The sequence below is a fragment of the Halomonas sp. HNIBRBA4712 genome (assembly GCF_043558675.1).
Taxonomy (GTDB): Bacteria; Pseudomonadota; Gammaproteobacteria; order Pseudomonadales; family Halomonadaceae; genus Vreelandella.
Window position 1 is genome coordinate 80,099 of sequence record NZ_JBIFXR010000006.1, and the last position, 20,159, is coordinate 100,257.

General features: G+C 60.1%; 17 protein-coding genes, 7 tRNA genes and 3 pseudogenes. 18 read left to right on the forward strand and 9 right to left on the reverse strand.

The features are described 5' to 3' along the window. Positions 1 to 78: 78 nt before the first annotated feature. Positions 79 to 1,107 carry a quinone-dependent dihydroorotate dehydrogenase gene (locus tag ACGK9R_RS12565; protein ID WP_394581756.1) on the forward strand — a complete coding sequence of 343 codons (1,029 nt, stop codon included), beginning with the start codon at positions 79 to 81 and terminating at the stop codon, positions 1,105 to 1,107. A 148-nt stretch (positions 1,108 to 1,255) separates the two neighbouring features. Here ACGK9R_RS12565 and rmf read toward each other — a convergent pair whose 3' ends face one another. Further along, on the reverse strand, positions 1,256 to 1,465 hold the full coding sequence (rmf, locus tag ACGK9R_RS12570) for a ribosome modulation factor (RefSeq protein ID WP_227388219.1): 210 nt from the start codon (positions 1,463 to 1,465) through the stop codon (positions 1,256 to 1,258). A gap of 366 nt (positions 1,466 to 1,831) precedes the next feature. On the opposite strand from rmf, the gene rlmKL reads away from it, so the two are divergent. After that, positions 1,832 to 4,078 carry a bifunctional 23S rRNA (guanine(2069)-N(7))-methyltransferase RlmK/23S rRNA (guanine(2445)-N(2))-methyltransferase RlmL gene (gene rlmKL / locus ACGK9R_RS12575; protein WP_394581759.1) on the forward strand — a complete coding sequence of 749 codons (2,247 nt, stop codon included), beginning with the start codon at positions 1,832 to 1,834 and terminating at the stop codon, positions 4,076 to 4,078. A 9-nt stretch (positions 4,079 to 4,087) separates the two neighbouring features. Here the strand turns inward: rlmKL and ACGK9R_RS12580 are convergent, their stop codons facing one another. Next, a complete protein-coding gene (locus tag ACGK9R_RS12580) occupies positions 4,088 to 4,369 on the reverse strand; it encodes a hypothetical protein (RefSeq protein WP_394581761.1) in 282 nt (93 codons plus the stop codon). A 93-nt stretch (positions 4,370 to 4,462) separates the two neighbouring features. Between ACGK9R_RS12580 and pdxB the strand changes: the two genes are divergently transcribed. Next, a complete protein-coding gene (gene pdxB / locus ACGK9R_RS12585) occupies positions 4,463 to 5,608 on the forward strand; it encodes a 4-phosphoerythronate dehydrogenase PdxB (protein WP_394581763.1) in 1,146 nt (381 codons plus the stop codon). A 46-nt stretch (positions 5,609 to 5,654) separates the two neighbouring features. On the opposite strand, the gene htpX is transcribed toward pdxB, so the two are convergent. From htpX to msrB, 4 genes are all read right to left on the reverse strand, one after another. Further along, entirely contained in the window at positions 5,655 to 6,557 is a 903-nt protein-coding gene (gene htpX, locus ACGK9R_RS12590; protein ID WP_394581765.1) for a protease HtpX, read from the reverse strand. Between the two features lie 81 nt (positions 6,558 to 6,638). Then, positions 6,639 to 7,901 carry a pyridoxal phosphate-dependent aminotransferase gene (locus ACGK9R_RS12595; protein ID WP_394581767.1) on the reverse strand — a complete coding sequence of 421 codons (1,263 nt, stop codon included), beginning with the start codon at positions 7,899 to 7,901 and terminating at the stop codon, positions 6,639 to 6,641. A gap of 46 nt (positions 7,902 to 7,947) precedes the next feature. Next, positions 7,948 to 8,958 (reverse strand): ribosome biogenesis GTPase YlqF, encoded by a 1,011-nt coding sequence (ylqF, locus tag ACGK9R_RS12600; RefSeq protein ID WP_394581768.1) that lies wholly within the window; start codon positions 8,956 to 8,958, stop codon positions 7,948 to 7,950. Positions 8,959 to 9,049: 91 nt separating this feature from the next. Beyond that, positions 9,050 to 9,448, reverse strand: a complete 399-nt coding sequence (gene msrB / locus ACGK9R_RS12605; RefSeq protein WP_394581769.1) for a peptide-methionine (R)-S-oxide reductase MsrB — start codon at positions 9,446 to 9,448, stop codon at positions 9,050 to 9,052. Between the two features lie 248 nt (positions 9,449 to 9,696). Between msrB and ACGK9R_RS12610 the strand changes: the two genes are divergently transcribed. From ACGK9R_RS12610 to ACGK9R_RS12665, 12 genes are all read left to right on the forward strand, one after another. Continuing rightward, positions 9,697 to 9,772: transfer RNA gene (locus tag ACGK9R_RS12610), tRNA-Glu, on the forward strand. Between the two features lie 23 nt (positions 9,773 to 9,795). Continuing rightward, positions 9,796 to 9,870, forward strand: a tRNA-Gly gene (locus tag ACGK9R_RS12615). A gap of 79 nt (positions 9,871 to 9,949) precedes the next feature. Further along, positions 9,950 to 10,025, forward strand: a tRNA-Glu gene (locus ACGK9R_RS12620). A gap of 23 nt (positions 10,026 to 10,048) precedes the next feature. Further along, a tRNA-Gly gene (locus tag ACGK9R_RS12625) sits at positions 10,049 to 10,123 on the forward strand. A 19-nt stretch (positions 10,124 to 10,142) separates the two neighbouring features. Further along, a tRNA-Glu gene (locus ACGK9R_RS12630) sits at positions 10,143 to 10,218 on the forward strand. Positions 10,219 to 10,243: 25 nt separating this feature from the next. Next, a tRNA-Gly gene (locus ACGK9R_RS12635) sits at positions 10,244 to 10,318 on the forward strand. A 254-nt stretch (positions 10,319 to 10,572) separates the two neighbouring features. Continuing rightward, on the forward strand, positions 10,573 to 11,535 hold the full coding sequence (locus ACGK9R_RS12640; protein ID WP_394581770.1) for an ABC transporter ATP-binding protein: 963 nt from the start codon (positions 10,573 to 10,575) through the stop codon (positions 11,533 to 11,535). After that, positions 11,532 to 12,305: an ABC transporter permease gene (locus ACGK9R_RS12645; protein WP_394581772.1), complete on the forward strand. Its 774-nt coding sequence runs from the start codon at positions 11,532 to 11,534 to the stop codon at positions 12,303 to 12,305. The genes ACGK9R_RS12640 and ACGK9R_RS12645 overlap by 4 nt, the downstream gene beginning before the upstream one ends. A gap of 11 nt (positions 12,306 to 12,316) precedes the next feature. Next, positions 12,317 to 13,150, forward strand: a complete 834-nt coding sequence (gene queF / locus ACGK9R_RS12650; RefSeq protein ID WP_394581774.1) for an NADPH-dependent 7-cyano-7-deazaguanine reductase QueF — start codon at positions 12,317 to 12,319, stop codon at positions 13,148 to 13,150. 55 nt (positions 13,151 to 13,205) lie between these two features. Next, positions 13,206 to 13,766, forward strand: a complete 561-nt coding sequence (locus ACGK9R_RS12655; RefSeq protein ID WP_394581776.1) for a nitroreductase family protein — start codon at positions 13,206 to 13,208, stop codon at positions 13,764 to 13,766. Between the two features lie 14 nt (positions 13,767 to 13,780). Continuing rightward, positions 13,781 to 14,284, forward strand: a complete 504-nt coding sequence (locus ACGK9R_RS12660) for a YiiD C-terminal domain-containing protein (RefSeq protein ID WP_394581777.1) — start codon at positions 13,781 to 13,783, stop codon at positions 14,282 to 14,284. A gap of 92 nt (positions 14,285 to 14,376) precedes the next feature. Beyond that, a tRNA-Ser gene (locus tag ACGK9R_RS12665) sits at positions 14,377 to 14,464 on the forward strand. 135 nt (positions 14,465 to 14,599) lie between these two features. Here the strand turns inward: ACGK9R_RS12665 and ACGK9R_RS12670 are convergent. The 3 genes and pseudogenes from ACGK9R_RS12670 to ACGK9R_RS12680 all read right to left on the reverse strand — a co-directional run. Further along, a pseudogene (locus ACGK9R_RS12670) lies at positions 14,600 to 15,198 on the reverse strand (IS5 family transposase); the annotation flags it as partial. Positions 15,199 to 15,312: 114 nt separating this feature from the next. Beyond that, positions 15,313 to 15,480, reverse strand: a pseudogene (locus tag ACGK9R_RS12675) (DUF1153 domain-containing protein); the annotation flags it as partial. Between the two features lie 585 nt (positions 15,481 to 16,065). Further along, positions 16,066 to 16,611, reverse strand: a complete 546-nt coding sequence (locus ACGK9R_RS12680; RefSeq protein WP_394581779.1) for a hypothetical protein — start codon at positions 16,609 to 16,611, stop codon at positions 16,066 to 16,068. Between the two features lie 451 nt (positions 16,612 to 17,062). Between ACGK9R_RS12680 and ACGK9R_RS12685 the strand changes: the two are divergent. From ACGK9R_RS12685 to dcm, 3 genes and pseudogenes are all read left to right on the forward strand, one after another. Then, a pseudogene (locus tag ACGK9R_RS12685) lies at positions 17,063 to 18,228 on the forward strand (IS3 family transposase). A gap of 44 nt (positions 18,229 to 18,272) precedes the next feature. Continuing rightward, the gene (locus ACGK9R_RS12690) at positions 18,273 to 18,614 is read left to right on the forward strand and encodes a hypothetical protein (protein ID WP_394581781.1); all 342 of its coding nucleotides are present in this window, start codon (positions 18,273 to 18,275) and stop codon (positions 18,612 to 18,614) included. Positions 18,615 to 18,686: 72 nt separating this feature from the next. Then, positions 18,687 to 20,150: a DNA (cytosine-5-)-methyltransferase gene (gene dcm, locus ACGK9R_RS12695; protein WP_394581783.1), complete on the forward strand. Its 1,464-nt coding sequence runs from the start codon at positions 18,687 to 18,689 to the stop codon at positions 20,148 to 20,150. Positions 20,151 to 20,159: the final 9 nt, after the last annotated feature.

A 20,159-nucleotide genomic window follows, 5' to 3' on the forward strand; every position in this document is an offset into this window, starting at 1 on the left:
GCGTCCACGCAAGCGTTCGGCGCAGCGCAGCGCTTTGAGGTATAATCGCCCGCCGCCCGCCACTGCCTGGAGCCTTCGATGTATTCGCTTGCCCGCTCGCTGCTGTTCAACCTCGACCCGGAAACCGCCCACGGCGTGTCGCTACGCGCGCTCGAGTCGCTGCACCGGGCCGGCGGGGTCGAGCGGCTTTTTGGGCCAGCGGTGAGCGACCCGGTCGAGCTGATGGGGCTGCGCTTTCCCAATCGCGTGGGCCTGGCCGCGGGGCTCGACAAGAACGCCGACCACCTGGACGCGCTGGGCGCTTTGGGCTTTGGCTTCGTCGAGGTGGGCACGGTCACACCCAAAGCCCAGCCCGGGAACGCCAAGCCGCGGCTTTTTCGCCTCGCCAAACACGGCGCGATCATCAACCGCTTCGGGTTCAACAACCAGGGCGTGGCGCACCTGGTCGAGAACGTCAAACGTCGGCGCTACGCCGGGCTCGTCGGAATCAATATCGGCAAGAACCTGAGTACCTCGGTGGACGACGCGCTCAGCGATTACCTGACCTGCCTGGAAGCGGTGCACGGCGTGGCGGACTACGTCACCGTCAACGTCTCCTCGCCCAATACGCCGGGGCTCAGAACGCTGCAGTTCGGCGCCCAGCTCGACGCACTTCTGGCACCGCTTCGCGAGCGCTGCACGGCGCTGGATGAAAGCGCCGGGCGCCGAGTGCCGCTTTTGATCAAGATTGCCCCGGACATGAGCGATGAAGAGATCGCCCTGGTAGCGCAAAGCATCACCCAAAACGGCTTCGACGGCGTGATCGCCACCAACACCACCGTGGAGCGCGAGGCGGTGGCCGGCCACGCTCACGCCGAGGAGGCGGGCGGGCTCTCCGGGCGCCCGGTGTTCGAGCCGTCGAATCGCATCATTCGCGCGCTGCGCCAGAAGCTGCCCGATCTTCCGATCATTGGTGTGGGCGGTATCGACAGCCCCGCCAAGGCGCGAGCAAAGATCGAAGCCGGGGCCGATCTGGTACAGCTCTATTCGGGATTGATCTATGAAGGGCCGGGGCTAGCGCGTCACTGCGCCAAAGCGTTGGCAGAGCAGGCCGGCGAAGCGCGCTGAAGGCTTCAAAAGCGTGAGGCGGAAGTAGAAGGGCGCGGGTGACGCGGGAGTGGGAAAGATACAAAACGGTGAAAAAAGTGCGGACACGAAAAAGCCCGCTCGAAGGAAGCGGGCTTGGTCGGTTCAATCAGCTTTTGAAGGGCCCGGGTCAGGTCATGACCATCGGATTCTTATGGATACCAGAGACGCCGGTCATGCCGTCCCACTGGTCGCCGCGACCTTCACGCCAACCGCTCATCCAGTACTCGCGTAAATTGATGTCCTGGCTTGGGCAATCGTCACGAGAGCGACCCGTAACACCCGCTTTGTAGCCGTGAACGTATGCCCGCTGAAAGCGATCACGCTTTTGTCGTTTCATTGGCTGACCTCTCTTATGTAAAGCTTTGGGCTTCAATAAAGCCTTGGGAAGAGGCGGTGGTCGACATAAAAGACAGTAGGGCCGCCAGCCGCCTCGGAGCTTACTTCAAGAGCGAGACGATTCGGACCATGAACTCGGCACTCACGTGCGAAATGGCCTTCTCGACTCGACTAGCCAAGGGTTGCAGCCGGCGCCTTTCAATGACGTGTCGCTCGGCGTTAAACCCTGACAGAGTACGCATGCGTTTCAGTAGCTACTCTCTTATTGTTAGCCCATGATATGGGCCGTTGTCGACCCCCAAATTGTCATCGAACGTAAACACATTTGCCATATACAGGAAAATTGCGCGGTTACGCGCCGATGCTTATGACCGAGCCCAGTCAGAACGCCCCGTTGGAATTTTTAGCGACCTGCCCTAAGGGAATCGAAAGCCTGCTGATCGAGGAGCTGGCCGCCCTCGGCGCCACGCCTGGCAAGGCGACGGTGGCGGGCGTCTATTTCAGCGCCGACCTTGAAAGCGCCTACCGCGCCTGTCTCTGGTCGCGGCTGGCCAACCGGGTCGTGCTGATTCTCAAGCGTGCGACGATGGTCGAAAGCGCCGCCGAACTTCACCAGGCCGCGCTCGGCGTCGACTGGCCGGCGCACATCGCCGCGAACAGGACGCTGGCGGTCGACTTTCATGGGCGCAGCGAGCAGATTCGCCATACCCGCTTCGGCGCGCAAACGGTCAAGGATGCGGTGGTGGACTCGCTGGCGCTCGCCGGTAGGGCGCGCCCGAATGTCGATATCAAGGCGCCGGATCTGCGCCTTTACGCCCACCTTCATCGTTCGAACCTGACCCTGGGGATCGACCTTTCCGGCGATAGCCTGCATCGGCGCGGCTACCGCAAGGAGGTCGGCCACGCGCCGCTCAAGGAGAACCTGGCCGCCGCGCTTTTGGTGCGCGCCAACTGGCCCGAGCGCGCCAAGCAAGGCGAGGCGCTGGTCGATCCGCTGTGTGGCTCGGGCACGCTATTGATCGAGGCCGCGCTCATGGCCGCCGACCAGGCGCCCAACCTGCATCGCCCGCGCTTTGGCTTCGAAGGCTGGGCGGGCCACGATACGGCGGTGTGGGCCGAGCTCAAGCGTGAGGCCCAGGCGCGCGCCTCGATCGGTCGCAAGCGCTGCAAGAGCGCGCTCTACGGTTTCGATCAAAGCCCCACGGCGCTCTCAGCCGCGCGCGCCAACGCCATGCGCGCCGGTGTGCCTGCGCTGATCGAGCTGGCCGGCCAGAGCCTTTCACGCCTCGAGCGCCCGGCGGCGCTGGAGAACGCGCGGGGGGTGATCATCACCAACCCACCCTACGGCGAGCGATTGGGCGAGCTGCCCGAGCTGGTCGAGCTCTACGCCACCCTGGGCGACAAGGCTCGCGCGCTGTTTCCCGGCTGGACGCTGGCGGTCTTTACCGGCAACCCGGACCTGGGCCACCGGCTGGGGCTTCGCGCCCACAAGCAGTACGCGCTGAAAAACGCCGCCCTCGACGCCAAGCTGCTGTTGATGGCGATCGACGAAACGCCCGGCGAGAACGCTTCTGGCGAAGGCTCTGACGCAGGGGCCGGCTCCGGGAAGGGAAACGGCCCTGAAGAGGGAAAGCGCAGCGCTACCGCACCGGCGAAGGCCGGCGAGCGCCAGCTCTCCGAGAACGCGCAGATGTTCGCCAACCGGCTGGCCAAGAACCAGAAACGCTTGAAGAAGTGGCTCAAGCAGAGCGGCGAAACCTGCTACCGGATTTATGATGCCGACATGCCGGAGTTCGCCCTGGCGATCGACCGCTACGGCGATCAGATACACGTTCAGGAGTACGCCGCGCCGAAGTCGGTCAACGCCGCTCAGGCGCAAAAGCGGCTGTTCGACGCGCTCGAGGTGCTGCCCGAGGCGCTTGGCGTGCGCGCCAGCGCCATTCACGTCAAGCGTCGCGAGCGTCAGGCCGGCCACGCCCAGTACCAGAAGCGCGGCAGCAGCAACGAGCGCTTCGAGGTGCGCGAAGGCCAGGCCAGGCTCTGGGTGAACCTGCGCGACTACCTCGATACCGGGCTATTTCTCGACCACCGCCCGGTACGGCGCATGTTGGGTGAAATGAGTACGAACAAGCGCTTTTTGAATCTATTCTGCTACACCGCGACCGCCACGGTGCAGGCCGCGCTCGGCGGGGCGAGCGACAGCGTCAGCGTGGACATGTCCAATACGTACCTTGAGTGGGCGAAGGAGAACTTCGCGCTCAACGGCCTGGATGCACGTCGCCACCGGGTGGAGCGCGAGGACTGCTTTCGCTGGCTCGAGCGCGCCGAGAGCCAATTCGATCTGATCTTCATGGACCCGCCGACCTTCTCCAACTCCAAGAAGATGCGCGACACCCTGGACATTCAGCGCGACCATCCGCGCCTGATCGAGCTTGCCATGGCGCGTCTGGCGCCCGGTGGCACCCTGGTGTTCTCCAACAACCAGCGCCGCTTCACGTTCGACGAGGCGCTTACCGAGCGCTTTGACGTCGAGGAGATCACCGCCAGAACCTTCGACCCCGACTTTCAGCGCAGGGCGAATGCACACCACGTGTTCACGCTGCGCCACCGGTAATCGAGCGCTTCACAGGGCGTCCAGAAGCGAGAGCTGGCGCATGGCGTCCTGGGCTTCCGGCGCGTGGTCGTCGGCTTCCAGCACTTTCTCGAACCCGCGCGAGGCCTGGATCGTGCTCTCGTCCTCGAGCCACATCTGGGCCTGCTCGCGGGTATCGGCCAGCTGGTGCTTCAGCCCGCCGAACTGGGTGCCGATCTGGCCCCAGGCGCGGCTGAATATCCAGTCGCCGAACATGTCCTGGTGAATGTGTACCAGCACATAGTCATGGTCGGTTTCCCAGCGTACGATCACTGTGGTCTCCTCAAAACCTGTTCTCCTTGAATTACTCTTGTCACGCCTGGCTGCGCGCCGGGCGTATTGTAAAGCCCGGATATAGAAACGCCTATGAAACTCGTCATCGATGCCAACATTCCCGCCGCCGATGCCTGCCTTGGCCATCTGGGCGAGATCACCTGCCTACCCGGTCGCGAAATCACGCCCAACGATGTGAAGGACGCCGACGCGCTGATCGTGCGCTCGATCACCCGCGTCGACGCGGCGCTGCTCGAGGGCAGCGCGCTCTCCTTCGTGGGTAGCTGCACCATCGGGGTCGATCATGTCGACCTCGACTACCTGGCGGCTCGCAGTATCGGCTTTGCCAGCGCCCCGGGCTGCAACGCCGAGGCGGTAGTGGATTACGTGCTGGCAAGTCTTTTGGACGCTTCCGAGCGCGAAGGTGGCGACGCGCTTGCGCGCACCGTGGGCGTGGTCGGCGTTGGCAGCGTGGGCGGTCGGCTGGTTGCGCGGTTGAAAGCGCTGGGGCTCGAGGTGCTGGCCTGCGACTCGCCCCGCGCCGCGCGGGAAGGCGACGACGGCTTCGCCTCGCTCGATGAGGTGATTGCGCGCTGCGACGTCATCTGCCTGCATACGCCGCTGGTACGAGACGGCGAACACGCCACCCGGCACCTGCTCGACGCCCGACGTATCGAGGCGCTCAAACCCGGTACGCTGCTGATCAGCGCCGGGCGCGGTGACTGTGTCGACGGCGGCGCGCTCTACCGGCGGCTGAAAGAGAAAGGCGACATCACCGCTGTGCTGGATGTGTGGGAAAACGAGCCCGCCATCGACGCCGCGCTAAGGGAGCGCGCGTTTCTGGCCACGCCCCACATCGCCGGGCATAGCCTGGATGGCAAGCTGCGCGGCACCTGGATGATCCAGCAGGCGCTGACGAAACACCTTCAGGCGCCGTGTGGGCCCGCGTTCGACGCGATCTGCCCCGCGCCAGCGTTGGCCTCGCTGCATTTACAGGAGGCGCTACCCGTAAATGATGCGCTACGTTTATGCAGCACAGCGGTATACGACCCGCGCCGCGACCACGATACGCTGGCGCGAGAAACGCGCCGTTTGGGGGTAGCGAAGGGCTTCGACACCTGCCGCGCGAACTACCCGCTGCGCCGCGAGTTCGCAACGCTCGAGGTCACGCTCGGGCCAAGGGCGCAAGCGCTCGAAGGCGTGCTGCGCGGGGCTGGGTTCAAGGTCGAGTGCGTGTGAGGAAGGAACGATAGCGGCGGCGGGACCACCGCTATCCCTGGTCGGATTACTGGCGGTAGGCGGCTTCTTTCAGCGCGCGAATACGCTCATCCAGAGGCGGGTGGCTGGCGAAGAGCTTTTCCATGAGCGAGCGAGTCTGGCCCTTGGTGATCGCCATGGCGCGCATGGTATCCGGCATCTGATCCGGCATTTCGGTTTCGGCCTTCAGTCGTGCCAGGGCGTTGACCATGGCGCTGGTGCCGGCCAGGCGCGCGCCGGCTTCATCGGCGCGGTATTCACGAAAGCGCGAGAACCAGGCGACGATCATCGAGGCAATGATGCCGAAGACGATCTCTGCGACCATCACCACGGCGAAATAGCCCATGAAGCCGAGTCCTCCTTCGCTGCCGCGGCTTTTCAGGAAGCCGTCGAGCAGGTGCGCCACGGCCCGGGCGAAGAACATGACGAAGGTGTTGACCACGCCCTGAATCAGCGCCAGCGTCACCATGTCGCCGTTGGCCACGTGGCCGATCTCATGGGCCAGCACCGCGCGCACTTCATCCGGGCGCATGCGGTTGAGTAGCCCCGCCGAGACGGCCACCAGCGCATCGTTCTTGTTCCAGCCGGTGGCGAAGGCGTTGGACTGCTGGGCGGGGAAGATACCCACTTCCGGGGTCTTGATACCCGCCTCGCGGGAGAGCTCGGCCACGGTGTCCACCAGCCACTGCTCGGTGGAGTTGGAGGGCGCCTCGATCAGCACGGTGCCGGTGGAGCGCTTGGCCAGCCACTTCGACATCAAAAGCGAAATCAGCGATCCCGCCATGCCGATGATGAAGCAGAACAGCAACAGGCCGGTGAAGTTGATGCCCTGACTTCGCAGGTAGCCTTCCACGCCGAACAGGCGCAGCGTAAAGCTTGCAACCAGCACCACCGCGAGGTTGGTGGCCAGAAACAGCAAAATACGCATCATGGTGGTGATCTCCCTTCAAGGTCTTTAAACGGTATCGAATCCGGTGATTAGAGTCGGCGACGGGCCGGCAGTTTCACACCGCTACTGGCGGTAGCGCGATAAAAAGTTGGCGAAGCGGTCCAGCGCATCGCCGAGCTGATCTGCCCAGGGTAGCGTTACGATGCGCACGTGATGGGTGTCCGGCATATTGAAGGCGCTGCCCTGGACCAGCAGAATCTTCTCCTGAAGAAGCAGGTCGAGCACCAGCTGCTGGTCATTCTTGATGCTGTACATCGCCGGGTCCAGGCGCGGAAACGCATAGAGCGCCCCCTTGGGCGTCACGCATGATACGCCAGGAATAGCGTTGAGCTTCTCCACGGTAATATCGCGCTGGGCCAGAAGCCGCCCGCCGGGCAGAATCAGATCGTTGATCGACTGGTAGCCGCCGAGCGCGGTCTGGATCGCGTGCTGGGCCGGCACGTTGGCGCAAAGGCGCATCGAGGCGAGCATGGTCAGCCCCTGGATGTAGTCGCTGGCGCGCTTTTTGGCCAGCGTCCCGGAAATGGTCATCCAACCGGAGCGAAAGCCGGCGCAGCGGTAGCTCTTGGAGAGCCCGTTCATGGTGATCACGAGCTGGTCGTCGTCGGCAAGGGCCCCGGTGGCGGTATGTTCGACGCCGTCATAGAGAATCTTGTCGTAGATCTCGTCGGAAAACACCACCAACTGGTGCTCTTGCGCGACCTTCAACACCTGCCTGACCACCTCCGGCGGGTAGACGGCGCCGGTGGGGTTGTTGGGGTTGATCAGCACGATCGCCCGGGTGCGGCTGGTGACCCTGGCGCGAATGTCGGCGATGTCCGGTGCCCAGTCGGCCTGCTCATCGCAGCGGTAGTGCACGGCGTGGCCGCCGGAAAGGTGCGCCGCGGCGGTCCAGAGCGGATAGTCCGGCGCGGGAATCAGCACTTCGTCGCCGTCGTTCAAAAGCGCCTGCATGCACATCACGATCAGCTCGGAAACGCCGTTGCCGATGTAGATATCCTCGATGCCGACACCGGGAATCTGCTTGCGCTGACACTCCTGCATGATCGCCTTGCGCGCCGAGTAGAGCCCCTTGGAGTCGCAGTAGCCCTGGGCGGTGGGCAGGTTGCGCATCACGTCCTGAAGAATCTCCTCGGGCGCTTCGAACCCGAAGGGGGCAGGGTTGCCGATGTTGAGTTTCAGAATGCGGTGGCCTTCGTCCTCGAGCCGTTTGGCGTGGTCCAGCACCGGGCCACGGATGTCGTAGCAGACGTTGTGCAGCTTGTGCGATTTATGCAGCGTTTGAGGCTCCGAGAGCGGCGATTCAACGGGGTGCGGCGTATCCATGATATTTCCAAAATACCCTTATTAGTCGGCGGGTCGCTAAGCGACGTTATTGTTCACCATTATGCGCGTGAGGGCTTTCGCTGTCTGCGCTTTCGGGCGCGTTATTATCCGGCGCTTGGTCGTTTTCTAACGCCTCGGGTGCGCAGGCTTCAGGAATATCGGCCGGGGTTTCGAGGGTGATGCGCCCGAGCTTGCCGTCGCGCAGCTCGTGAAGCAGCACCTCGGCGCCGCGGTGCAGGTCCACCTCGCCGCCGGGGCGCAGACCGCCGCGCTTGGCGGCGATCTCTTTCAAGATCGCGTGACCGTCAAACCCCGCCAGGGCGAGAAAGTCCGGCCGCGCCGGGCCGTCGGCGTCGATCTCCTGGGCCTGCCTGGGCGCTTCGTATACCGGCAGCGCCTTGAGCTTGTAGCGCTCACTCAGCGCCTCGGGGTAGCGCCTGGCGAGCTCGGCGCTGGCGACGATGGCCACATCGGTGTATTCGATCGCGGTATCGCGAATGGCGCCGCTGGCCGCCAGGCGGTAGGCGCTCGCCTGATCCTCGATCTTGGGCCACAGCACCCCGGGGGTGTCGATCAGCGCCACGCGCCCATCGATGCGCACCTTCTGCTGGCGCTTGGTGACCGCCGGCTCGTTGCCGGTCTTGGCGATCTTGCGCCCGGCCAGGCCGTTGATCAGAGTGGATTTACCCACGTTGGGAATGCCCATCACCATCACGCGCACGTCACGATCCGCCCGCACCGCGCCGGCCAGCTCGTGACAGAGCTTCGGGATCTTTTTGAGCTCGCGGCTTTGGGTGGTGGTGACCGAAAGCGCCCGGGTATCGACTTGGGCGTCGAAGTGGGCGACCCACTCTTTCGTGCGCTCCGGGTCCGCCAGGTCTGCGCGGGTCAGAATCTTCAGCACCGGTTTGTGGCGGGTCAGCTCGGCCAGCATCGGATTGGCGCTGGAGTAGGGCAGGCGCGCATCGAGCACCTCGATCACCACGTCGATCTCCGGCAGCGCCTCCTTGATCTGGCGACGGGCCTTGTTCATGTGTCCGGGAAACCAGCCGAGCATGGGACTCTCCTGCAAGCGCAAACGTGGGGCAAAAAAACGGGCTGCCATTCTATCAGAATGCCAGCCCGTGGGGCGGTTGCCGCAGTGTGGCTCACTCGTTCGGGTGAAACTCCAGTGACACCGAGTTGATGCAGTAGCGAAGCCCGGTGGTCTGGGGCGGGCCGTCCGGGAAGACGTGTCCAAGATGGGCGTCGCAGTGCGAGCAAACCACCTCGGTGCGCTCCATGCCGTGACTCGAGTCGCGGTGCTCTTCCACACTTTGACGACCCAGCGGCCGGTCGAAGCTCGGCCAGCCGCAGCCAGCGTCGAACTTGTGCTCGTTTTCGAACAGCGGCGCGTGGCAGCACACGCAGTGGTAGATGCCTTGCTCATCGCGCACCTGGTAGTCGCCGGTGAACGGGCGCTCGGTGCCCTTTTCCCGCGTTACCCGGTACTGCTCATCGTTAAGCTGGCTGCGCCACTGATCCGGGGATTTTTCGATTTTGGCCATGGGCGTCTCCCTAGTGGCATTGAATGATTAATTGAGACCGACGCTGTCGACCTGAGGTTCAGTTTAGGCCACCCGCTGCCGCGTGCCCAAACCGGTACCCGGTATACCGGTTGCCTCCTTTGTATGAAGTGCGCCGTGCGTGACTCAAGGTGCGCAAGAGCAAGTAAACACTCAATCCTGAAATCAGTGGCTTGACAGTAAAACCTTGGCTGAGTAATATACGCGCCACCTCGACGAGGCAATGAAACGTCCCATTCGTCTAGTGGTCCAGGACACCGCCCTTTCACGGCGGTAACAAGGGTTCGAACCCCTTATGGGACGCCACTTCATCGTCAAGGTGTCGGAGTGCGGGAATAGCTCAGTGGTAGAGCATCGCCTTGCCAAGGCGAGGGTCGAGAGTTCGAATCTCTTTTCCCGCTCCAATTTGGGTGTGTGGCAAAGCAAGTGCAGGTCAAGAGCTGGAACGCCAGTCCGATCGAATCTCTTTTCCCGCTCCAAAACGTCCCATTCGTCTAGTGGTCCAGGACACCGCCCTTTCACGGCGGTAACAAGGGTTCGAACCCCTTATGGGACGCCACTCCGAACGCGAGAAATTGATAAGCGGGAATAGCTCAGTGGTAGAGCATCGCCTTGCCAAGGCGAGGGTCGAGAGTTCGAATCTCTTTTCCCGCTCCAAGCATTAAGTTGCTTATGCGTCCCATTCGTCTAGTGGTCCAGGACACCGCCCTTTCACGGCGGTAACAAGGGTTCGAACCCCTTATGGGACGCCATTCTCGCCGCCAACCTTTCTGATAAGCGGGAATAGCTCAGTGGTAGAGCATCGCCTTGCCAAGGCGAGGGTCGAGAGTTCGAATCTCTTTTCCCGCTCCAGTTCAGTAGCGTTGTAAAGCAAGTGCCGGTCGAGAGCTGGAACGCCAGCCCGGCGGTAGGCCGCCCCGTCGAATCTCTTTTCCCGCTCCAGTTTTTTCTCCATACCTTCGATTGGTTCGCTATTACACGGTAGCGGCGGCTTTGTCGTCTCCCATATCCAGACGCGCCCAGCCATTAGCTTGAAAACGATTCCGGCTGCCCCCATCTATAGGCGCTCTATACTGTTTACCTTCTTTTGCTGACAGGACATTTCCATGGCCGAACCGGCATTGTCTATCCGTGGCCTGACCAAGGTGTATGGCAACGGCTTTCACGCCCTGAAGGGGATCGATCTCGACGTCCAGCAGGGCGATTTTTTTGCGCTGCTGGGCCCCAACGGGGCGGGCAAGTCGACCACCCTGGGCGTGGTGTGTTCGCTGGTGCAAAAAACCGAAGGCCAAGTCTCGATCTTCGGCATCGATATCGACAAGGACTTCGCGAAGGCCAAGTACCAGCTTGGCGTGGTGCCCCAGGAGTTCAACTTCAGCCAGTTCGAAAAAGTGCTGGATATCGTCATGGCCCAGGCGGGCTACTACGGCATGAAGCGAAGCGAGGCGCTGCCCCGGGCCAAACAGCTTCTCACCGACCTTGGCCTCTGGGACAAGCGTAACGGCAGCGCGCGGATGCTCTCCGGCGGCATGAAGCGGCGTCTGATGATCGCCCGCGCCTTGATGCACCGCCCGAAGCTCCTGATTCTCGACGAGCCCACCGCCGGGGTCGATATCGAGCTTCGACGCAGCATGTGGGAGTACATGCGTCGGCTCAACCGCGACGAGGGCACGACCATCATCCTTACCACGCACTACCTGGAAGAGGCGGAGAGCCTGTGTCGTAACATCGCCATCATCAATAACGGCGAAATCGTGCGCGATACCAGCATCCGCGAGCTGCTCGCCGAGCTCGATACCGAAACCTTCCTGCTCGATCTCGCCGCGCCCGTTGAACGCGTGCCCGAGATCGAAGGCTTCGAACTCCAGCAAATCGAGCCGACTCAGCTGGCGCTTGCCATTCACCGGGGCCAGGAACTCAATACCGTATTCCAGGCGCTGAGCGAGCAGGGCATCCAGGTGGTCTCGATGCGCAACCGCGCCAACCGGCTGGAGGAGATGTTCGTCTCCATGGTCGAGCAGGGCCAGAAACCGATCGACGAGCCGAGCGCCAAGGAGGCCAACGCATGAACGCCACCCAAACCCTGATCGCGCTCTGGACGCTGGTGATCAAGGAGATCAAGCGCTTCACGCGTATCTGGCCGCAGACGCTTTTGCCGCCGTCGATCACCATGGCGATGTACTTCATCATCTTCGGCAACCTGATCGGCTCGCGCATCGGCGCGATGGACGGCTTCAGCTACATGGACTTCATCGTCCCCGGGCTGATCATGATGTCGGTGATCACCAACAGCTACTCCAACGTCGCCTCGAGCTTCTTCTCCAACAAGTTCCAGCGCTCGGTCGAGGAGATGATGGTCTCGCCGATGCCCAACTGGGTGATCCTTTCCGGCTTCATTCTGGGCGGCATGGCGCGCGGGCTGGGCGTGGGGCTGATCGTGACGGTCGTTTCGCTGTTCTTTACTCAGCTCTCCGTGGAGCATCCGTTTTTGACCGTACTGGTGGTGGTGTTGACCTCGGCGCTGTTCTCCATTGGTGGGTTCATCAACGCACTGCTGGCCAACAAGTTCGACGATATTTCGATCGTCCCGACCTTCGTGCTGACACCGCTGACCTACCTGGGCGGGGTGTTCTACTCGATCTCGATGCTGCCGAACTTCTGGCAGGGCGTATCGATGCTCAACCCCATTCTCTACATGGTGAACGTGTTCCGCTACGGCTTTCTGGGCGTGTCGGATATCCCCGTGGGCTGGGCGCTGGCCGCGGTGTTCGCCTTCATCGTCGTGCTGTTCGCCGCTGCCTTGACCATGCTCGAGCGCGGCCACGGCATACGCAGCTAAAGGAGGCCGTCATGGCACACCGTCCGGATACCCTGGAACACGCGCCTCTCGGGCGCGATTCCGCCTACCCGGAGCAGTACGATGCGTCGCTGCTCTTTGCCATCCCCCGCGCCGCCAACCGCGCACCGCTCGGTATCGAGCAGGGCGCGCTGCCCTTCATCGGCGAGGACGAGTGGCACGCCTTCGAGCTCTCCTGGCTTGGCGCCCGGGGCAAGCCCGAGGTAGCGGTGGCGCGCTTTACGCTGCCGGCAAGCTCGCCGAACCTGATTGAGTCCAAGTCCTGGAAGCTCTACCTCAACAGCTTCAACCAGACCCGCTTTGAAAGCCGCGAAGCGGTGGTCGAGGTGCTCGAGCGTGATCTCTCGCGCGTGGCCGGCGCTGCGGTCGGGGTCGAGGTGTTCGACGTGGATGACCAGGCGCTCGCTCCCGTGCGCCTGCCTGGCGAGTGTCTGGATAGCCTCGATATCGCCGTGGATGACTACACGCCGAGCGCCGCGCACCTGAGCGCTAAAGGCGATATGGTCGAAGAGACGCTTTATTCGCACCTGTTGAAATCCAACTGCCCGGTCACTGGCCAGCCGGACTGGGGCAGCGTGATGATTCGCTACAAGGGGCCGAAGATCGACCGCGAAGGGCTCTTGCGCTATCTGATCGGCTTTCGCCAGCATCAGGATTTTCACGAGCACTGCGTCGAGCACATCTTCATGGATCTGATGCGCGAAGCCGCACCCGCAGAGCTTCTGGTGCTGGCCCGCTACGTGCGCCGGGGCGGGCTCGATATCAGCCCCTGGCGGGCGACTGTGGGCATGGCGCCGCCGGGGTCGCTGCGTCTGGCAAGGCAGTAAGGCCTTGCGCTAAAGTGGAAGGCCACTTAACGCCGGCTTAACCAAAGGACGCAGTATGGATGCACTGACGCTTCTTCATCAACGAAGCTCCATGGGCAAGCTCACCGAGCCCGCGCCCAGCGCCGAGCAGCTCGAGTCGATCTACCAGGCGGCGCTGCGCGCGCCGGATCACAAGGAATTGCGCCCCTGGCGGTTCATCGAGTTCAGCGGGGAAGGGCGCGAGCGCCTGGGCGAGCTGTTCGCCGAGGCGGAGTTTCAGGAAGACCCCAGCGCTTCTGATGATACGCTAAACGCCGCGCGCCAAAAGCCGCTTCGCGCGCCGATGATCATCGCGGTCATCGCGCGCGTCACGCCGGATCTTCCCAAGGTGCCCAGGATAGAGCAGGTGATCTCCGCCGGCTGCGCCGCCCACGGCATCCTGCTCGCCGCCCACGCCCTGGGGCTCGGCGCGATGTGGCGAAGCGGCAAGTACGCCTTCGACCCGGTGGTGCGCAAGGGCCTGAGCCTGGCAGATGACGACGAGGTCGTCGCGTTCATCTATCTGGGGGCGCTCGGCGGGCGCCACAAGCCGGTAGCCCAGCACGATGCGAGCGCGTTCGTGGAGCGCTGGAGCTAGCGTAAGGGGAACGTATGGCGACGTCTCGAAAACCCGGCACGGCCCACCCGCGGCTACCGCTACCTGAAAAGGGGCAGGACGACCTGGACGCGTTCCAGCGCTGGCTGGAAGAGGCGATTCCCATGGTCGCCGCGCTCGGCCTTCAGAAGATGAGCCAGAGCAACGACCACCTTGCCTGGGAGCTTGCGCTTGCACCCTCGCTTAACGACAAGGGCACCGGCTTTGGCGGCGCGCTCACCGCCCAGACCACGCTACTGGGCTGGTGCTGGGTCACGCTCTGGCTGCGCAAGCGGGGTCTTGCCCGCGACGTGGTCGTCGCCGAGGCCAGCCAACGCTTTCTGGCACCGGTCACCGACGACTACCGGCTGGTCTGCCAGCCCGCCGACCCCAACGGCCCCGAAGCGCTGGCCGCTCGGCTCGAAAGCCGCGGCAAGGGCCGTATCGCGCTGGTTCAAACGCTCTACTGCCGCGACGTGGTCTGCCTCGAAGCCACCGGCACCTACGCCGTTTTACCCTGAATGGCGAAAAGACTTGCTATTGAACACCTTAACCCCTAGAATACGCGCCGTTCTGTTGGGAAAGGCAACGCCTTGCCTGCAGGCGAAAATGCGGAGGGGTGTCCGAGTGGTCGAAGGAGCACGCCTGGAAAGTGTGTAAGTCGAAAGGCTTCGAGGGTTCGAATCCCTCCCCCTCCGCCAGAATTAAAAAACGCCGTAACTTAAAGAAGTTACGGCGTTTTTGTTTTTGGAATCTGTACCAACAATCTGTACCTCAATGAGCCTTCTGTAAGCCCTTCTAGCGAGCGTTCGCTACAAAAGCAATCACTACCTTGACTAGGCTGTGTACGAAAAGTCGGCTCGCAGGCATCGGCGTATGCAAGCCAAGCATACCATCGCATAAAAGCTGCGGGCCAGCTTCTCCTAACGAGTCGCGATACGACGGCACTCCTTGAGCCAGCTGAACAGGCGTTCCACGATATTTCTTTGGCGATATTTGGGTTTATCGAAGCCGCGAGGAAGCCCCGGTCGCGGTTTGCATTTCATCTTCCGTTGAGCGATGGCAGGTTTTATCCGAACGCGGTCGCAGTAACGGCGAAGTTCTTCACTATCGTAGCCTTTATCAGCCACGATATAGCGACAACGTTAACGTGGTCGACCGCACTTACCCGGCAAGCTGACTTTCTCCAGAGTTGGCATGAAGTAGCGTGTATCCGCCTCTTGCCCTGCAGAAAGCGTGAAGGCGATGGGCCAGCCCAAACGATCACAGACAAGATGAATCCTGGTCGTGATGCCGCCACGACTTCGGCCTAACGCGTGATGCTCGGGTTCGTCAGATCCCCCTTTTTACCTCCGCCAGCGGAGGCTCGTGTTGCACGAACGGCGGTTAAGTCGATCATCCACGTTTCCAGATCAATCAAGCCATCTTCGCGAAGCCAGAAGGGGGTCACTTCATAGATCTGCAAGTGGGCCTCGCCCAGTGCCTCCTTGGTCTCCCGAAGCTTGGACTCGTACTGCTCACGGATGTCCTTGGGGCGGGCTTTGAACCCGTTCTCCATGTTGCGCTGGGCCTCATCAATCCAGCCCTCGACCTCGGAGACAGTAAGGTCGTACTCGCGAGCCACCTCGGCGACCGTGGTGTTACCCTTGAAAATGCCCATGACCACAGCGGCCTTGCGCTTGGCAGTCCATCGCTTGATGGGGTTATCGTCACTCATTCTGTCCTCCTGATGGCCGCACTTTAGCCTGTGCAGCTCAGAAGCGGGTCACTTCACTCGTTTGGTTGCCTCTGCAACGAGGTCTATCGCCTACTCGATAGCTACGGAGCTGAGCACTCGATTAATTTTGAACAAGCACTTACTGGAGAGATTTTAGCGAGCATTGTTATTACTGATATAAAATTGGGTAGCTACAAAATGCGTTAGCTGATAGAAATGAAAAAGCTGTGAAAGTTTGAATTGAATTCAATAATGTTGAATGCAATGTGATTTTTAGCGCTTACAAAGTCAGTAAAAATGATATAGAACTTTATTGCTATGACAATTCTCACTACGATATGTCGCTAAGCGCGAAAACATTTACAGCAGATAATAAAGCTTTTATTGTAGCTGTAACGAGTATTTGCTTTGATTTAAATAATAGCAGTTTGAATTAAAGTGTTATGAATGATGTTGTAAATTACACGCTGTACGAGATTACAGAGTTAGTTCAAGAAAGACTTAATACTTTGCAAGCAGTAGCTTAATTCGCTTATTCAATAACCAAAAAAGCGCTCGAAAGAGCGCTTTTAAAATGGAGATAATTTACAGTTCATTTATCTTGTTTATTAGTTGTTCTATGTTGTCAGCATAGTTTAGCTCAGCTACATGTCTCTGGTGAATATAATGAGGTTTCATGAAATTATGACTAGTTACATAAATTTCACTTTCAATAACCTCATCAAATATTATTCTCTCATTATCTTTTAGTGTATATTGTATTTTTACGTTTCTGGTTTTTCTTCCTAAGCTATGTTCCCAATTACCCCAATCTCCACCGTCTACTAATTTAGCGTCTAGGGTATAACTTGAGCCTATTAAATTAGCATTTTTTAAACTATCAAAAAGAACCGATTTAAAGCTTTCGTCACTGAAATTAGGGGCTAACTTCCCTGAATAAGTAAAGTTACTGGTTCCAGGGAAATTAGAGACTTCACCAATTTTAATCGAGTTTCTGTATTCATTCTGGGCAGTGAATCCTTCACCGCTAAAAACAACATCGCTACTATGTGGTTCTCCTGTTACTGTACATCCGGCAAGAAAGACTAGCGTTAGCAGTGCAAGTATATTTTTTGATAGTTTATGTAGCATCGAGCTGTTCCCTGTTTTTGAATGAAGCAGATATGTAAGCTCAATGACCGCATCAAGTCAAATTTTATTTAAGGTATTGAAGAGGGGAGATTTTGAAAGCTTACACGCTATGCAGATTCATCGCTGAATTCGCGCTAGATCGTCATGAAACTGTACAGATAGCTGAGCTTCTAGAAGTCGCTGAGAGCGAGTTAGAAGCTTTCATAAGCGCTCTACTTCGAGTAGAGCAGGGCGACTACTTCAAAGCCCCTCTTTTGCGTGTAGAAGGGCGCTGGACGCTTGTAGACGACGAAACAGCGATACCACCAATTTTTTTCAGAGACTTCATTCTAGAAGAGCATCGCATTCAGCAAAGAATCGAAGCGCTTGTAAACGCGAACAAGCATTAAACTGATCTTGCCCAGTAACAGTGGACACCTCAAGAATGTAATACGCTACGATGAGGTGAACCATGGCAATATCGACGACATCAATGAAGAAAAAATCTTATACCCGTTACTCGGATGCCTACCGCCAAGAAGCGTTAGCGCTGACTGATCGCATTGGTGTGGCAGCAGCGGCTCGTGAACTGGGCATGCATGCGAGCCAGCTTTATCAGTGGCGCTCTAAAGCGCAGCTTCAGCAAGATACCTCTGAACGAGAGCAGTCGTTGGCAGAAGAAAACGCCCGCTTGAAGCGCCAATTAGCCGAAGCAAATGAAGAGTTGGCCATCACAAAAAAGGCCGCGGTGTACTTTGCGAAGAGCCTGAAGTGAAGTACGCCTTTATCCATCGTCATTGCCAGGCTTTCAGTGTTCAGCGCATGTGCCATGTTGTTGGCGTCGCTCGGAGTGGCTACTACGCTTGGCGGCAGCGCAAAGGAGCTTCGTTCCCAAAACGCAGCCAGCAAGCCATTATCGATCAGCGCGTGGCGAAGGCTTATCACCAACGTAAAGGGCGCTCAGGCGCCCCGAGATTAGCACTAGACCTTCGAGATGATGGGCTACCGATCAACCGTAAGACGGTGGCTGCCAGCATGCAGCGTCAGGGCTTGCGCGCGAAAGCAGCCCGCAAGTTCAAGACCACCACCAACTCTCGACATTCCCTGCCAGTAGCGCCGAATCTGCTGGCGCAAAACTTCACGGCCACAGCTCCCCATCAAAAGTGGGTGGGGGACATCGCCTATTTAGCGACGGGTGAAGGCTGGCTTTATCTGGCAGTGCTCATTGACCTGTACACCCGAAAAGTGATCGGTTGGGCGATAAGTGAGCGTATGACAGCCGATCTTGTCTGTGATGCGCTACAAATGGCGCTATGGAAACGCAAAATGCCCAAAGGCGTGATAGTCCATTCGGATAGGGGCAGTCAGTACTGTTCCACGCTTTACCAATCGCTGCTTACCCGGCATGAGCTTTAGTGCAGCATGAGCGCCAAAGGTAACTGCCATGATAATGCTTGTGCCGAAAGCTTCTTCCACAGTCTCAAGGTTGAAGCGATCCACGGAGAGCAATTTAAAACGCGGGATACGATGAGACGCCAGGTGTTTGAATACATCGAACTGGACTACAATCAGCAACGGCGGCACAGTGCCATAGGGATGATCAGCCCAGAGGTCTTTGAAGCCCGAATGATTGCTTAAACCAGTGTCCACTATTGCTGGGTAAGATCATCAAGACGCTGTACATGATCATGGTCAAGCCGGTGTGGGACAAGAATTTGGGCACGGGTTACCTGCTCAACCGGGTCGGCCTGCGCAAGAACGTGCTGATGCTGGCCAAACTGATGGATGCGCCGACGCTCGATGCCATCATTCAGCGCCCATCCCGGGCCACCGGGCGCGAGCAATCCTTCACCGGCCGCCACCAGCAGAAAGCGCGCTACGTCTGCCCCGCGCAGTTTCAGCTGCTGGGTAGTTTCGCCGATCCGGTCGAGGAGATCGCGGGCAACATTCACCGCGCAGCGGCGGGCACGCTCGACCGATCCGCCTACGACGATATGCTCAAGCGCTGCCGTATTGTCTCGTGAACCCCCTCGCGCTGCGCGATAAAGCGCCCTATAATCGTGCTATCTCGTCACACCTTTGACCCAGAGAGCTCCATGGCGCAGCTATTCGATGTTCACCCTGACACCGCGTTCCCCGCCGCTCAGCCGCGAGGCGAAGCTCCTGCTTCGCCTTACGAGGCGCTCGATGAAAAAGCGCTGCTCGATAAGCTGCTGGAAATTTATGACCAGGGTGCCATCGCCCAGGCGCTTTCCGAGGTGGAAAAGGGCAGCTGGTGTCGTGAGACCGTCAACCGCTGGGCGAAGGGCAAGGCCGCACCCAGAGTGACTCGCGCCGCCCACCAACGCATGATGGACATGCTGCCGACGCCCAAATCCAATGATCTGAAGCCGGCCTTTCGCTTTGTGGATCTTTTTGCCGGCATCGGCGGCATTCGCAAGGGGTTCGAGGCGATCGGCGGCGAGTGCGTGTTGACCTCCGAGTGGAACAAGTACGCGGTGCGTACCTACAAGGCCAACCACTACTGCGACCCGCTCAAACACCGCTTCAATGAGGACATTCGCGAGCTGACCCTGAGCGCGGATCTCTCCATCGATGAAGAGGCGGCTTACCACCATATCGACCGCCACGTGCCGGACCATGAGGTGCTGCTGGCGGGCTTTCCCTGCCAGCCGTTTTCGCTGGCGGGGGTGTCGAAAAAGAACTCGCTGGGGCGCAAGCACGGATTCGAGTGCGACGCCCAAGGCACGCTCTTTTTCGACGTGGCGCGCATTCTTGCGGCCAAGCGGCCAGCAGCGTTCGTGCTGGAGAACGTCAAGAACCTCAAGAGCCATGACAAGGGCAAGACCTTTCGCGTGATCTGCGAGGCGCTGGACGAGCTGGGTTACGAGGTAGCCGATGTCGACGCGCCGAAAGGGCGCGACCCCAAGGTCATCGATGCCCGCCACTTCGTTCCCCAGCATCGTGAGCGTATCGTGCTGGTCGGGTTCCGGCGCGATCTCGACGTTCACGAAGGCTTCAGCCTGAAGGCGATCGAGTCGCTCTACCCCAAGGCTGCACCGCGCTTTGGCGAGCTGCTCGACGCTCAGGTGGCCGACAAGTACATCCTGACGCCCAAACTCTGGGAATACCTGTACCGGTACGCGCAGAAGCACCGCGAAAAGGGTAACGGATTCGGTTTTGGCTTGACCCGTGAGCGTGATGTGGCGCGTACGCTGTCGGCGCGCTACCACAAGGATGGCTCAGAGATTCTCGTCGACCGCGGCTTCGACGACACGCGGGATTTCTACGGCGAGCACAACCAGCGCCATCGCCCGCGCCGGTTGACGCCGCAGGAGTGCGCGCGGCTGATGGGGTTCGATGCCCCCGGTGAAAGCCGCTTCGTCATCCCGGTTTCCGACACCCAGGCGTATCGCCAGTTCGGCAATTCGGTGGTGGTGCCGGTGTTCGAAGCCGTCGCCCGGCTGATGAAGCCGCGCATCCTGGCCGCGACCCGCATCGACGCCGACCGGCGCCGCGAAACCGAGCGCCTCCAGCTCGAAATGCCGCTGGCGAACTAGCCAGCGGGA